Genomic DNA, 13,951 nt, shown 5'->3' on the forward strand with positions numbered 1-13,951 from the left:
AGAATTCTCCCATGGAGATTACACAACCGCTGCCGTTGCTCGGCGGCCTGAGCGCCGCGCAGTTCATGCGGCGGCACTGGCAGAAGAAGCCGTTGCTGGTGCGCCAGGCCATACCCGCCATGGTGCCACCGATCGAGCGCAGCGCGCTCTTTGCCCTGGCCGAGCGCGAGGACGTCGAATCGCGCCTCATCCGCCACGGCAAGGCCGGCTGGACGCTCAGGCACGGGCCGCTCGCGCGGCGCGCGCTGCCGCCGCGCAAGCAGCCGGCCTGGACGCTGCTGGTGCAGGGCGTCGACCTGCATCACGACGGCGTGCATGCGCTGCTGCAGCAGTTCCGCTTCCTGCCCGATGCGCGGCTGGACGACCTGATGATCAGCTATGCGAGCGACCAGGGCGGCGTGGGCGCGCATTTCGACAGCTACGACGTGTTCCTGCTGCAGGCGCAGGGCAGGCGGCGCTGGTCGATCGGCCGGCAAAGCGACCTGCGCCTGCAGCAGGGCGTGCCGCTCAAGATCCTCGAGAACTTCGAGCCCGAGCAGAGCTTCGTGCTCGAGCCGGGCGACATGCTGTACCTGCCGCCGCGCTATGCGCACGACGGCGTGGCGGTCGGCGACGACTGCATGACCTGCTCCATCGGCCTGCGGTCGTCCGCGGTGGGGGAGCTTGGCGCCGACCTGCTGGCCCGCGTGGCGCAGGCCTATGCCGAGGCGCTCGAAGATGCGGGCCCGGCCGAGCTCGCGCGCTACCGCGATCCGACGCAGCCCGCGGTCGAGGCGCCGGCCGCGATGCCGGCCGCGCTGCAGGCCTTTGCGCGCAAGGCGGTCGACGCCGCGCTGCGCGATCCGGACGCCATCGACCGCGCGCTGGGCGAATCGCTGACCGAGCCCAAGGCCAACGTCTGGTTCGACTCTGAAGGCGCCGAGGTGCCGGCCGAACTGCACGCCGTGGCGCTCGACCGCCGCACGCGCATGCTCTACGACGCGCGGCACCTCTACATCAACGGCGAGAGCTTTCGCGCAGGCGGGGCCGATGCAACGCTGATGCGGCGGCTGGCCGACCGGCGAGCGCTCGGGCCGCGCGAATTGGCGCGCGCGAGCGACGGCGCACTCGCGCTGCTGGCCGAGTGGTGCGAAGCGGGGTGGGCCCATGCCGAGTGAGAGTTTCGCGGCGGCCGCACCGGCCTTGCCCGAGGGACGCTTCGATGGCCCCGAAGCCTTCGCGGGCATGGTGCGAGCCGCGCTGTCGAACGCAGCCCGGCAGGGGTGGAAAGAGCTGGTCTTCAGCGACCCCGACTTTGCCGACTGGCCGCTCGGCGAGCGGGCCAGCATCGAGGCGCTCCAGGCCTGGTCGGCCGCGGGCCGCCGCTTCGTGCTGCTGGCGCAGCGCTTCGATGCGGTCGAACGTTCACATGCGCGCTTCGTTGCGTGGCGGCGCATGTGGGGCCACATCATCGAATGCCGCGCGGTGCGTGCGGAGGCGGGCAGCACCGCGGTGCCGAGCGCCATCTGGACGCCCGGGTGGTTCGCCCACCGCACCGATCCCGAGCGCAGCCGGGGCCTGTGCGGCTTCGATCCGCGTGCGCGGCGCGAACTGCGTGAAACAATCGATGAGTCGTGGCGAGCGGGGCGGCCCGCCTTTCCGGCCTCGGCAACGGGCTTGTAAGCCAATGCCGCGAATGAGGCCGCGAGACACAAACGGGCAGCGATGCGGGTCTAGAATTTTTTCGTTCTGACATCCATTGCCAAAGGAGTTTCCATGAAGAAGTCATCGTCCGTCCTGCTCGCTTCGTTGATCGCCGCTGCCGCACTCGTGGCCTGCGGAAAGAAAGAGGACGCCGCGCCGGCGGTTGTGACACCCCCGCCCGCTCCGGTGACCGAACCGGCCCCGCCGCCGCCTGCCGCTGCGCCGGCCCCGTCGACCAGCACCGATCCGTCGGCCGCAACCACGCCTTCGCCGGGTGCATCCTCGGCGCTGGACGCTGCCAATGCCGCGACCGAGGCTGCCAAGAAGAACGAAGCGCCGAAGCAATAACCAGGGTGTTCATTCACCCCAGCAAAAAGCCGCCTGGTGGCGGCTTTTTGCATGGGGGCTCGGAACAACGCCGCGCCGTCACACGTCCAGCCAGGGCGAGCCTTCCGACGCGCTGGCCGTGAGCATCTCGGCCTCGTGCCCGCCGAGGGCTTCGGCCATCAGGCGGCGCACGATGTCGGGACGGTTGTTCTGCTCGCTCAGGTGGGCCGCGACCACGTGGCGCAGGCCGTCGTGGCGCACCGCGCGTGCGATTTCCGCGGCCGCATCGTTCGACAGGTGTCCGTGCCTGCCGCCAACGCGCAGCTTCAGGAAGGCCGGATAGGCCGAATTGGCCAGCAGTTCGCTGTCGTGGTTGAACTCGAGCAGCAGCGCATGCACGCCGCTCAGGCGGGCCAGCACGTGGGCGGTGGCATGGCCCAGGTCGGTCAGCACGCCCAGGGTGCGGGCGCCGTCGGAGCAGCGAAGCTGCAGCGGCTCGCGCGCATCGTGCGGCACGGTGAAGGGCTGCACCGCAATGTCGCCGACCGCAAACTCGGCATCGTCCCGCGCCAGGTTGAGCCGGCCTTCGAAATCGCGCGCCCCGGTGGCCAGCCAGGTGCCTTCGCTCATCCAGACGGGAATGCGGTTGCGCCGCGACAGCGAGTGGGCGCAGCCGATGTGGTCGCCGTGCTCGTGGGTGATGAAGACCGCATCGATGTCGCCGGCCGCGAGGCCGGCCTTGGCAAGCCGCAGATCGAGTTGCCGCAGGCCGAACCCGCAGTCGACCAGGAGCCGCGAAGTGCGCCCGCCGCTGGTGGATTCCACCAGCGCGGCGTTGCCCGTGCTGCCGCTGCCGAGGCTTCGGAAGCGGAGCATGCGGCTTACTTCAGGTCGTCAGCAATGACCTGGACGATGCGCTGCGCGTTCGCCGAGGTTTCGGGCGCGCCGTTCGCGTTCAGCACCGAGACGATGGTGCTCTCGCCCTGGCCGCCCTTCACGAGGATGCGGAACTTGATCGGTGCTTCGTTCTTGTCGGAGCTGCCGAACAGCTTGCCGAAGAAGCCGGGCTCCTTCTTGTCGGGGTTCGGCGTCACGTAGCGCACGTAGTAGATGCCGGCGCTGCGGTCGCGGTCTTCCACGGTGAAGCCGGTGCGATCGAGTGCCAGGCCCACGCGGCGCCATGCGCGGTCGAAGCCTTCGCTGATCTGCACGACCGGCTGGCCGCCCACGTTGGCGACGGTGGCGGTCTTGGACGGTGCGGTGGTGGCGGCCAGGATCTTCGACTGCTCTTGCGTCACGCCGAGCTTGACCATCAGGCGGCGCAGGAACTCGGTCTCGAGCTCAGGATCGCTCGGACGCGGCTGCCACACGGTCTGGTCCTGGCGGCTGTTGTTGTAGACCTCCTGCATGCCGCGGTGGCTGATGAAGATCTCGGTGCCCGTGGGCGTGCGCTCCAGGCGTGTGCGGAAGCGGTCGAGTTCGCCGGTCGAGTAGACCGAATCGACCAGCTTGCCCAGCGTGCCGCGGATGATGTCCTGCGGCAGCTTGGCGCGGTTCTCGGCCCAGTCGGTTTCCATGATGCCGAGGTTGCGCTGCTCGGTGGTCAGGAGAAAGCCGCTTTCCTGCCAGAAGTCCTTCACCGGATCCCACAGCTGGTCGGGCGAGCGGTTGATGACGATCCAGCGCTGCGTGCCCGAGCGCTCCATGCGCACGTCGCCGATGTTGGCCACCGCGGTGGGGATGCCCGGCGCATTGGCGGCACCGGCCTGGTAGGCGTTGGCCGTGACTGCACCGCCCGGCACCGCATAGCGGTTCTCGCGCGAGAGCTGCGACAGGTCGGGCGGGACTTCGAGCGTGGGGGCCTTGCCGGCGCTCTTGTAGTCGATCTTGTCGCTCTCGAGAACGGAGCAGGCGGCGAGGCTGACAACGAGGGTGGCCAGCAGTGCAGCTCGCGAAATGTGCGAAAGGTTCTTCAACGTCGTCTTCCTTGTTGGAATGGGTTCGGTCAATCTGTGGGCCGCATTGCCCGCACTCTCTGAGCACGGTTCAGGCAAAAGGTTGCGTAACCTCGATGCGGCAGGGGAAAGCGATGGGGGTGTCGAGAAGAAAACGGGAGGATCAGCCCTTGAGCAGGCCGGTGGCGCGCAGAGCAGCCTCGACCACGGGCCGGTTCGTTTCCGCCAGCTCGGTGAGCGGCAGCCGCAATGCGCCGCCGCACAGCCCGAGCCTGGACATGGCCCACTTCAGCGGGATCGGATTGGGTTCCACGAACAGGTGGCGGTGCAGCGGCATCAGTTCGAACTGGATCTGCATGGCACGCCGCACATCGCCGGCAATGGCCGCCACGCACAGCTCGTGCATCTTGCGCGGCGCGATGTTGGCCGTGACGCTGATGTTGCCCTGGCCGCCGCAGAGCATGAGGGCGACTGCAGTGGGGTCGTCGCCCGAATAGACGGCAAAGTTCTTGGGCAGGTCGCGGATGAGCCACTGCGCGCGTTCGATGTTGCCGGTGGCTTCCTTGATGCCGATGATGCCCGGCACCTGCGCGAGGCGCAGCACGGTGTCGTGCGCCATATCGGCCACGGTGCGGCCCGGCACGTTGTACAGCACGGTGGGCAGGTCGCCCACGGCTTCGGCGATGGCCTTGAAGTGCTGGTACTGGCCTTCCTGCGTCGGCTTGTTGTAGTAGGGCACGACCTGCAGCTGTGAATCGGCGCCCACGCCCTTGGCGAACTTGGCAAGCTCGATGGCTTCCTTGGTCGAGTTGGCGCCGCAGCCGGCCATCACGGGCACGCGGCCCTTGGCCTGCTCGACCGCCACGCGGATGATCTCGCAATGCTCTTCCACGTCGACCGTGGGCGATTCGCCGGTGGTGCCGACCACGCCGAGGCAATCGGTGCCTTCGTCGATGTGCCAGTCGATCAGCCGGCGAAGGGCGGGGTAGTCGACACTGCCGTCGTCGTGCATCGGCGTGGCGAGAGCGACGATGCTGCCTGTCAGTTGCTCCAAGGGGAATCTCTCTGTCGGGTGGACGAAAGCGCCGATTCTACTGACTCCGGCATTCCCGGAAACGGCTGCCCCGGCGGGCTCAGTTTCCCTGCAGCAGATGGCGCGGGGGCCGGCCGGCGTCGGCATCGCCGGCGCGGATGGCCGCGATGCGCTGCACGAAGCGCGCCGGTTCGGCAACAAAGCCGTCCTCGTAGGCCACCACGCGCAAATCCTTGCATGCGGCCAGCAGTTCGCCGGGCTGCAGCAGGAAGTCGGGGCGCGAGGGCTTGCCCACCGTCTCGTTGCCGGCCGCGAAGGTTTCGTACAGCAGCACGCCGCCGGGGGCGACCGCGGCCACGATGTCCGCCATACGCGGGCGCCACAGGTAGTTGGTGACGACCACCGCGCCGAAGGCCTGGCCCGCGAACGGCCAGGGGCCGGCCTCGATGTCGGCGACCAGCACGCGGCCGAAGGCGCCCGCGGCCTCGGCGGCTTCCGCCGAGCGGTCCACGCCCGTCGCCGCATGCCCGCGCGCCGCGAACCACCGCATGTGCCGCCCGTGGCCGCAGGCCACGTCGAGCACGGTGGCGCCAGCGGCGAGCAGGTGCGACCACCGCACGATCCATTCCGACGGCGCGGTTCCGCCATGCGAAGGCGCTACATCTTTCATAGCAATCATCAGAAGCAGGACCAGACCTGGTCGACCAGCGTCACCAGGAAATCCGGGTGCACGTAGAGCACAAAGACGCCGCCCAGCGCCGCCAGCGCGGCGGCCAGCCAGCCGGCGTGCACGAGGCGGTGGCGCATCTGCGGAGTCATGGGGCCATTGTCCACGGCCAGGGTCAGCCGGGCATGGCGGCCGGCCGGCCGCCGCGCGCGATGGCGCTTTCCTTCACCGGCAGGTTGATCAGCGCCGCGAACACGCCCAGCGCGATCGCGATGTACCAGACGATGTCGTAGCTGCCCGTGGTGTCGTACAGGTAGCCGCCCAGCCAGACGCCGATGAACGAGCCGACCTGGTGGCTCAGGAACACGAAGCCGCTGAGCATCGACAGGTGCGCCACGCCGAAGATCCCCGCAATGATCGCGTTGGTGGCGGGCACCGTCGACAGCCAGAGAAAGCCCATGGCCGCCGAGAACACGTACACGCTGAGCGGCGAAATGGGCGCCAGGAGGAACAGCGCGATCGAGACCGCCCGCGCAAAGTAGATGGCCGCGAGGATCTTGCGCTTGGCCAGCTTCTGGCCCAGCAGCCCGACCGTGTAGGTGCCGAACACGTTGAAGAGCCCGATCAGCGCCAGCGCGTAGCCCGCCACCTCGGCCGGCAGGCGCTGGTCGCGCAGGTAGGTCGGCATGTGGATGCCGATGAAGGCGAGCTGGAAGCCGCAGACGAAATACCCCGCCATCAGCAGCCCGAAGCTCGGGTAGCGGAAGGCCTCGCCCACCGCCTGCAGCACCGACTGGTCGCGGTGCCCGGCGAGCGCGCCGCGCTGCGGTTCGCGCAGGCCGAAGGCCAGCGGCATGATCACCAGCGCCAGCATCGCCACCGCCGCGAGCGCGCTCTGCCAGCCCAGCTGCCTGATCAAGAGCCCCTCGATCGGCGCCAGCAGGAACTGCCCGAACGAGCCGGCCGCCGCCGCCACGCCCATGGCCCAGGAGCGCCGCTCGGCCGGGATCTGGCGCCCGATCACGCCGTAGACGACCGCATAGGTGGTGCCGGCTTGCGCCGCGCCGATCAGCACGCCGGCGCTCAGCGTGAACAGCAGCGGCGTGGGCGAATACGCCATGCCCAGCAGGCCCAGCGCATAGAAGGCCGTGCCGGCGATCAGCACCCGGAAGGCGCCGAAGCGATCCGCCACCATGCCCGCGAACACGCCGAAGATGCCCCACGACAGGTTCTGCACGGCCAGCGCGAACGAGAAGGTCTGGCGGCTCCAGTCCTGCGCCTGCGTGATCGGCTGCAACCAGAGGCCGAAGCCGTGGCGGATGCCCATGGAGAGCGTGACGATCATGGCGCCGCAGATCAGCACCTGCTTGATCGAGAGAGTGGGAGAAGAGGCTTGCATGGCGTCGAATGTAGCGACTTGCCCACTTTGGCAGGTGCGCTGGCGGCCATGGCCATTGATGATTTGTGGCGCGGGCTTTGATGCGCGGTACGCATCAAAGCCCGCGGCTTGCCCTGAACGCGCCGCGTGCCTGTATGGGTATCCAGTTGTTTGGCGGCGACTGACTACAATCCGCCCCCATGGCGACTCCCCCCAAGACTCCCCCCAGTTCATCGTCCGCGTCCTCCGGGTACTCGGAAGGCTCCATCCGCGTGCTCAAGGGCCTGGAGCCCGTGAAGCAGCGCCCGGGCATGTACACCCGGACCGACAACCCGCTGCACGTCATCCAGGAAGTGCTCGACAACGCCGCCGACGAGGCGCTGGCGGGCCACGGCAAGAAGATCAAGGTCACGCTGCATGCCGACAACTCGGTCAGCGTCGAGGACGACGGCCGCGGCATTCCCTTCGGCCTGCATCCTGAAGAAAAAGCCCCCGTGGTCGAACTGGTCTACACCCGACTGCACGCCGGCGGCAAGTTCGACAAGGGCTCGGGCGGCGCCTACAGCTTCTCGGGCGGTTTGCACGGCGTGGGCGTGTCGGTGACCAATGCGCTGTCCAAGCGGCTCGAAGTCACGACCCACCGCGAAGGCTCGATCGCCAGGCTGGCCTTCAGCGGCGGCGACGTGATCGAGCCGCTGCAGGTGCGCAAGCTCGAAGCCGGCGAGCGCAAGCAGGGCACCACCGTGCGCGCCTGGCCCGACGCCAAGTATTTCGAGACCGCCGCGCTGCCGATGGCCGAGCTCACCCACCTCTTGCGCAGCAAGGCCGTGCTGATGCCGGGCGTGAGCGTCACGCTCACGGTCGAAAAGACCAAGGAAACCCAGCAGTGGCTCTACAAGGGCGGCCTGAGCGACTACCTGATGCAGACGCTCAACGGCGACCCGGTGATCCCGCTGTTCGAAGGCAGCGGCCACGCCGACAAGAACGCCGACAACTTCGCCGAGGGCGAGGGCGCCGACTGGTGCGTGGCGTTCACCGAAGACGGCCAGCCGGTGCGCGAGAGCTACGTCAACCTGATTCCCACCAGCGCCGGCGGCACGCACGAGAGCGGCCTGCGCGACGGCCTGTTCACCGCGGTGAAGGGCTTCATCGAGCTGCACTCGCTGCTGCCCAAGGGCGTGAAGCTGCTGCCCGAGGACGTGTTCGCACGCGCCTCGTACGTGCTGAGCGCCAAGGTGCTCGACCCGCAGTTCCAGGGCCAGATCAAGGAACGCCTCAATTCGCGCGATGCCGTGCGCCTGGTGTCGAGCTTCGTGCGCCCCGCGCTCGAGCTCTGGCTCAACCAGCACGTCGACTACGGCCGCAGGCTCGCCGAACTGGCCATCAAGGCCGCGCAGACGCGCCAGCGCGCCGGCCAGAAGGTCGAGAAGCGCAAGGGCTCCGGCGTGGCCGTGCTGCCCGGCAAGCTGACCGATTGCGAGAGCAAGGACATCAGCCACAACGAAGTCTTCCTGGTCGAGGGCGATTCGGCCGGCGGCAGCGCCAAGATGGGCCGCGACAAGGAAAGCCAGGCCATCCTGCCGCTGCGCGGCAAGGTGCTCAACACCTGGGAAGTGGAGCGTGACCGGCTGTTCGCCAACACCGAAATCCACGACATCTCGGTGGCCGTGGGCGTCGATCCGCACGGCCCTGCCGACACGCCCGACATGAGCGGCCTGCGCTACGGCAAGATCTGCATCCTCTCGGATGCCGACGTGGACGGCTCGCACATCCAGGTGCTGCTGCTCACGCTGTTCTTCCGCCACTTTCCGAAACTCATCGAAGCCGGCCACGTGTATGTCGCAAAGCCGCCGCTGTTCCGCGTCGATGCGCCTGCGCGCGGCAAGAAGCCGGCCTCCAAGGTCTATGCGCTCGACGAGGGCGAACTCACGGCCACGCTCGACAAATTGCGTAAAGATGGCGTGCGCGAAGGCGCCTGGAGCATCAGCCGCTTCAAGGGCCTGGGCGAAATGAGCGCGGAACAATTGTGGGAAACCACGCTCAATCCCGATACCCGGCGCCTGATGAAGGTGCAATTGGGGCGCTTCGACTTCAGCTCCACCCAGGGCGAGATCACCAAGCTCATGGGCAAGGGCGAGGCAGCCGCCCGGCGCGAACTGATGGAACTGCGCGCCGACGATGTCGACATCGATGTTTGACCACCCTCGTGAAAATTCCAGATTTCATGCGTCCGTTGCTCCTGGCCCTGCTGCTGTGCGCGCAGCAGGGGCTCGCGCACGCCGCTGACGTCTACGGCTACATCGACAGCAAGGGCGTGGCGCACTTCGCGTCGGAAAAGATCGACGAGCGCTACCAGGTCTTCTTTCGCCGCGGCCAGAGCTTCGACACCGCGCAGGGCCTGGCGCCGTTCGCGCGCGGCGGGCGCAAGCTCGATGGAAAGGTGCCGCAGGCCTCGCAAACCCTGCTGGCGCTGTTCGAGGCCTCGCCAAGCTACAAGACCGCCAAGGCCGCGCTGCGCGATGCGTCGAACAAGCATTCGATCGACTACGAACTGCTGCAGGCACTGATCGCCACCGAATCGGGCTTCGATGCCCAGGCCGTTTCGCCCAAGGGCGCGATGGGGCTCATGCAGCTCATGCCGGCCACCGCGCAACGCTACGGCGTGGCAGCCGACAAGCGCAGCACCATCGAGAAGAAGCTGTTCGACCCGCGCATCAACATTGCCGCGGGCTCGCGCTACCTGCGCGACCTGATCGCCATGTTCCCGGGCCAGATCGAGCTGGCCCTTGCTGCCTACAACGCGGGCGAAGGCGCGGTGCAGCGCGCGGGCAACAAGATCCCCAACTACAAGGAAACGCAGAACTACGTGCAGACCGTGCTGCAGCTCTACGCCTACCTCAAGCCGTCGGCCGGGGGCTCGGCCATGGCGGGCGGCGGCGCGCGCGGCGGCAAGGCGCCGGGGCGCATCCGCATGGAACTCACGGTGCCCAAGGGCGGCGCCCTGGGCCGCGGCAACATGCCGCCCGACGCGCCGGGCGCCATGCCGGCCATGCCCGATGCGCCCGAGCCATCGGCGGTGCCGGACAGCGGCTCGGACGCGCCGGTGTCCTGATGGCCCGCCCCGCCTTTCCCCGCCGATGAAGGAGCCCTTCTTCATGCACCGCCGAAGCTTCGTCCTTGCGACCGCCGCCTGTGCGGCGGCCGGCGCCGCGCGCGCGCAGCACGCGGCCACCCACGACACGCTGCCGCCGGCGCCTTCGTCGAAGGAGCCCTATGCGCGGCTGCAGGGCGGCGTTCCGCACCACATGACGCCCGAGCAGGAAGCACAGCGCGTCACCGACAGCCCCGCACCGGCCGGTCCCGCGGGACGCTGGGAGCCGCGCGCGGCGCTGCCCATTCCGCGCAGCGAGATGGCCTGGGCCACTGCGGCGCAAGGGCGGATGCACGTGGTCGGCGGCTATGGCGAGGGCGCGGTCAACCGCGACTACCACCACATCTACGACCCCAAGGCCGACCGCTGGCTCGACGGCGCACCGCTGCCGCGCGGCGCCAACCACGTGGCGGTGGCGGCCGACGGCGACCGGATCTACGCCCTGGGCGGCTTCGTCGAGCAGAACCGCCGCTCCGACACCAACGCCTACGTCTACGAGATCGCAGCCAACCGCTGGAGCGCCATCGCGCCGCTGCCGCGACCGCGCGGCGCCGCGGCCGCGGTGATGCAGGGCGGCGTGCTGCACCTGATCGGCGGCGCCTCCGAGCCTGCGGCCGAACGCGCGAGCGTGGGCTGGCACGAGGTCTACGACCCCAAGGCGGACCGCTGGTCCTCCGCCAAGCCGCTGCCCGGTGCGCGCGATCACGTGGGCTGCGTGGCGCACGGCGGCCAGATCCACGTGATCGGCGGGCGCTTCAACACCTTCGAATACAACACCGACCTGCACCACGTCTACCTGCCTGCGCGCGACACCTGGGAGCTGCGTGCGCCGCTGCCCACGGCGCGCTCGGGCCACGGCCTCGTGGTGTACCGCGGCCGCTTCTTCGCGATGGGCGGGGAGGGCGGCTTCCTGGTGGGCGGCGTGCCGCGCCAGGCCAGGGTGTTCGGCCAGATGGAAAGCTACGATCCCGTGGCCGACAGCTGGCAGCGCCATGCGCCGATGCCCACGCCGCGCCATGCGGTGGGCGCCGCGGTGATCGGCGACTGGATCTACGTGGCCGGCGGCGGCGCGGTGCTCGGCGGCGCCGTGCAGTCCGCAGTGCACGAGGCTTTCACACTAGGCTGAACGCGCAAGCGCACGGCCCGCAACTGTTTCTCTTTCTCTCTTCTCCATGGACGACTCCCAACCTCCGCTCGATCTCCAGGGTCCCACCGACGGCGACACCACCCTCACACTGGCCGACTACGCACAGACCGCCTACCTCGAATACGCGCTCAGCGTGGTCAAGGGCCGCGCACTGCCCGACGTGTCCGACGGCCAGAAGCCGGTGCAGCGGCGCATCCTGTATTCGATGTCGCGCATGGGCCTGGGCTTCGGCGGCGCCAACGGCACCGTGGGCGCCAAGCCGGTCAAGAGCGCGCGCGTGGTCGGCGACGTGCTCGGCCGCTTCCACCCGCACAGCGACCAGGCCGCCTACGACGCGCTGGTGCGCATGGCGCAAGACTTTTCGCAGCGCTATCCGCTGGTCGACGGCCAGGGCAACTTCGGCAGCCGCGACGGCGACGGCGCCGCGGCCATGCGCTACACCGAGGCGCGCCTGGCCCGCATCACCAGCCTGCTGCTCGACGAGATCGACGAAGGCACGGTCGACTTCATCCCCAACTACGACGGCAGCACCGAGGAGCCGCGCCTTCTGCCCGCGCGGCTGCCCTTCACGCTGCTCAACGGCGCGAGCGGCATCGCGGTCGGCCTGGCCACCGAGATCCCGAGCCACAACCTGCGCGAGATTGCCGATGCCTGCGTGGCGCTGATCAAGTCGAACGGCAAGCTCAGCGACGAGGAACTGCTGCAGATCGTGCCCGGTCCCGACTACCCGGGCGGCGCGCAGATCATCAGCGGGCCGGCCGACATCGCGGACGCCTACCGCACCGGCCGCGGCTCGCTGAAGGTGCGCGCGCGCTGGAAGATCGAGGACCTCGCGCGCGGCCAGTGGCAGCTGGTGGTCAACGAGCTGCCGCCGGGCGTCAGCACGCAGAAGGTGCTCGAGGAAATCGAGGAAATCACCAACCCGAAGGTCAAGGCCGGCAAGAAGGCCCTGAGCGCCGACCAGACCCAGCTCAAGGCCGCGATGCTCTCGGTGCTCGACGTGGTGCGCGACGAATCCAGCAAGGACGCCGCGGTGCGCCTGGTGTTCGAGCCCAAGACCTCGCGCATCAGCCAGGAAGAATTCATCACCACGCTGCTCGCGCAGACCTCGCTCGAAACCTCGTCGCCGATCAACCTCACGATGGTGGGCATCGACGGCAAGCCCACGCAGAAGTCGCTGCGCCAGATGCTCAACGAGTGGATCGCGTTCCGCGAGGTCACCGTCGAGAAGCGCTCGCGGTTCCGCCTGAACAAGGTGATGGACCGCATCCACATCCTCGAGGGGCGGCAGCTGGTGCTGCTCAACATCGACGAGGTTATCGCGATCATCCGCGCGGCTGAAGATCCGAAGGCTGCGCTGATCGCGCGCTTCAATCTCAGCGAAATCCAGGCGGAAGACATTCTTGAAATCCGGCTGCGCCAGCTTGCGCGGCTGGAGGCGATCAAGATCCAGCAACAACTCGACGAGCTGCGCACGGAGCAGAAGAAGCTCGAGGACATCCTCGGCAGCCCGGCCGCGCTGCGCCGCCTGCTGGTGAAGGAAATCGAGGCCGACGCCAAGACCTTCGAAGACCCGCGCCGCACGCTGATCCAGGCCGAGAAGCGCGCCGTGGCCGAAGTCAAGGTGGTCGACGAGCCCGTGACCGTGATCGTCTCGCAGAAGGGCTGGGTCCGCGCGCAGAAGGGCTGGGCGAGCGAGAAGGCCGCCGGCAACGGAGGCACTGCGCCCGAATACAGCTTCAAGTCCGGCGACACGCTCTACGGTGCCTTCGAATGCCGCAGCGTCGACACGCTGCTGGTGTTCGGCTCGGCCAAGGACAAGAGCGTGCGCGTCTACACCGTGCCCGTGGCCTCGCTGCCCGGCGCGCGCGGCGACGGCCAGCCCGTGACCACGCTCATCGAGCTCGATGCCGGCACGCACGTCACGCACTTCTTCGCGGGTCCGGTGGGCGCCAGCGTGCTGCTGGCCAACACCGGCGGCTATGGCTTCATTGCCACCGTCGAGAACATGATGTCGCGCCAGCGCGGCGGCAAGGCCTTCATCGACGTGGGCGAGGGCGAGCAGCTGTGCCGCCCGTCCCTGGTGGGCGGCGCGAGCGGCGCCGAGCCGATGCCGGCCGCCACGCACGTGGCCTGCGCCTCGACCGGCGGCCGCATCCTGACCTTCGACATCGCCGAGCTCAAGAGCCTGCCCAAGGGCGGCCGCGGGCTCACGCTGATCGACCTCGACGCCAGGGACACGCTGGCGGGTGCCGCGGCCTACACGCGCAGCGTGAAGATCGAAGGCATCGGCCGCGGCGGCAAGGAGCGCGATGAAACCCTGGAAATCCGCACGCTCAACAATGCGCGCGGCAGCCGAGCGCGCAAGGGCAAGGCGGCCGACCTCGGCTTCAAGCCGACGAGCATCGTGCGGGTGCTGTGATGGGCGGCATCGACATCAGCGTCATCGGCCTCGTGATCGCGGTGGTCACGGGCCTTGCAAGCTTCTGGTTCGGCCGGCGCATGCGCCTGAAGCGCGGGGCCAAGCAGCGCGAGAAGGACCGCATCGCGGCGCAGGCCGGCGAGACCCGGCAGCAGCGCCGGGCACGCGAGCGCAAGGAACGCGGCTAG

General features: G+C 68.9%; 14 protein-coding genes. 8 read left to right on the forward strand and 6 right to left on the reverse strand.

The genetic code is table 11. From position 1 onward, the window contains the following. Nucleotides 1–11 precede the first annotated feature (11 nt). The 3 genes from VPA02S_RS26080 to VPA02S_RS32255 all read left to right on the forward strand — a co-directional run bounded on the left by VPA02S_RS26080 (nucleotide 12) and on the right by VPA02S_RS32255 (nucleotide 2,031). Nucleotides 12–1,157 (forward strand): JmjC domain-containing protein, encoded by a 1,146-nt coding sequence (locus VPA02S_RS26080; protein ID WP_062366503.1) that lies wholly within the window; start codon nucleotides 12–14, stop codon nucleotides 1,155–1,157. Continuing rightward, entirely contained in the window at nucleotides 1,147–1,662 is a 516-nt protein-coding gene (locus VPA02S_RS26085) for a hypothetical protein (RefSeq protein WP_062366504.1), read from the forward strand. Before VPA02S_RS26080 ends, VPA02S_RS26085 begins: the two co-directional genes overlap by 11 nt. A 93-nt stretch (nucleotides 1,663–1,755) precedes the next feature. Next, nucleotides 1,756–2,031 (forward strand): hypothetical protein, encoded by a 276-nt coding sequence (locus VPA02S_RS32255; RefSeq protein WP_012748532.1) that lies wholly within the window; start codon nucleotides 1,756–1,758, stop codon nucleotides 2,029–2,031. A 78-nt stretch (nucleotides 2,032–2,109) separates the two neighbouring features. Here VPA02S_RS32255 and VPA02S_RS26095 read toward each other — a convergent pair whose 3' ends face one another. From VPA02S_RS26095 to VPA02S_RS26115, 6 genes are all read right to left on the reverse strand, one after another. Next, entirely contained in the window at nucleotides 2,110–2,886 is a 777-nt protein-coding gene (locus VPA02S_RS26095) for an MBL fold metallo-hydrolase (protein WP_062366507.1), read from the reverse strand. A 5-nt stretch (nucleotides 2,887–2,891) separates the two neighbouring features. After that, nucleotides 2,892–3,986 carry an NlpB/DapX family lipoprotein gene (gene bamC, locus VPA02S_RS26100; RefSeq protein WP_062366508.1) on the reverse strand — a complete coding sequence of 365 codons (1,095 nt, stop codon included), beginning with the start codon at nucleotides 3,984–3,986 and terminating at the stop codon, nucleotides 2,892–2,894. 142 nt (nucleotides 3,987–4,128) lie between these two features. Continuing rightward, a complete protein-coding gene (gene dapA, locus VPA02S_RS26105; RefSeq protein ID WP_370880727.1) occupies nucleotides 4,129–5,055 on the reverse strand; it encodes a 4-hydroxy-tetrahydrodipicolinate synthase in 927 nt (308 codons plus the stop codon). Between the two features lie 43 nt (nucleotides 5,056–5,098). Continuing rightward, nucleotides 5,099–5,668 (reverse strand): class I SAM-dependent methyltransferase, encoded by a 570-nt coding sequence (locus tag VPA02S_RS26110; RefSeq protein ID WP_062366510.1) that lies wholly within the window; start codon nucleotides 5,666–5,668, stop codon nucleotides 5,099–5,101. An 8-nt stretch (nucleotides 5,669–5,676) separates the two neighbouring features. Next, nucleotides 5,677–5,817, reverse strand: a complete 141-nt coding sequence (locus VPA02S_RS32030; RefSeq protein ID WP_018905906.1) for a hypothetical protein — start codon at nucleotides 5,815–5,817, stop codon at nucleotides 5,677–5,679. 23 nt (nucleotides 5,818–5,840) lie between these two features. Beyond that, the gene (locus tag VPA02S_RS26115) at nucleotides 5,841–7,064 is read right to left on the reverse strand and encodes an MFS transporter (RefSeq protein ID WP_012748526.1); all 1,224 of its coding nucleotides are present in this window, start codon (nucleotides 7,062–7,064) and stop codon (nucleotides 5,841–5,843) included. A gap of 179 nt (nucleotides 7,065–7,243) precedes the next feature. On the opposite strand from VPA02S_RS26115, the gene VPA02S_RS26120 reads away from it, so the two are divergent. The 5 genes from VPA02S_RS26120 to VPA02S_RS26140 are packed head-to-tail and all read left to right on the forward strand — an operon-like array spanning nucleotide 7,244 to nucleotide 13,951. Then, the gene (locus VPA02S_RS26120; protein ID WP_062366513.1) at nucleotides 7,244–9,241 is read left to right on the forward strand and encodes a DNA topoisomerase IV subunit B; all 1,998 of its coding nucleotides are present in this window, start codon (nucleotides 7,244–7,246) and stop codon (nucleotides 9,239–9,241) included. A gap of 26 nt (nucleotides 9,242–9,267) precedes the next feature. Next, nucleotides 9,268–10,155, forward strand: coding sequence for a lytic transglycosylase domain-containing protein (locus VPA02S_RS26125; protein WP_062366840.1), 888 nt, complete (start codon nucleotides 9,268–9,270; stop codon nucleotides 10,153–10,155). 43 nt (nucleotides 10,156–10,198) lie between these two features. Then, the gene (locus tag VPA02S_RS26130; protein ID WP_062366841.1) at nucleotides 10,199–11,320 is read left to right on the forward strand and encodes a Kelch repeat-containing protein; all 1,122 of its coding nucleotides are present in this window, start codon (nucleotides 10,199–10,201) and stop codon (nucleotides 11,318–11,320) included. A 46-nt stretch (nucleotides 11,321–11,366) separates the two neighbouring features. Next, nucleotides 11,367–13,763, forward strand: coding sequence for a DNA topoisomerase IV subunit A (parC, locus tag VPA02S_RS26135; protein WP_062366515.1), 2,397 nt, complete (start codon nucleotides 11,367–11,369; stop codon nucleotides 13,761–13,763). Further along, nucleotides 13,763–13,951, forward strand: a complete 189-nt coding sequence (locus VPA02S_RS26140) for a hypothetical protein (RefSeq protein ID WP_062366517.1) — start codon at nucleotides 13,763–13,765, stop codon at nucleotides 13,949–13,951. Before parC ends, VPA02S_RS26140 begins: the two co-directional genes overlap by 1 nt.

This window comes from Variovorax paradoxus NBRC 15149 (assembly GCF_001591365.1).
In the GTDB taxonomy this organism is placed as follows: Bacteria; Pseudomonadota; Gammaproteobacteria; order Burkholderiales; family Burkholderiaceae_C; genus Variovorax; species Variovorax paradoxus.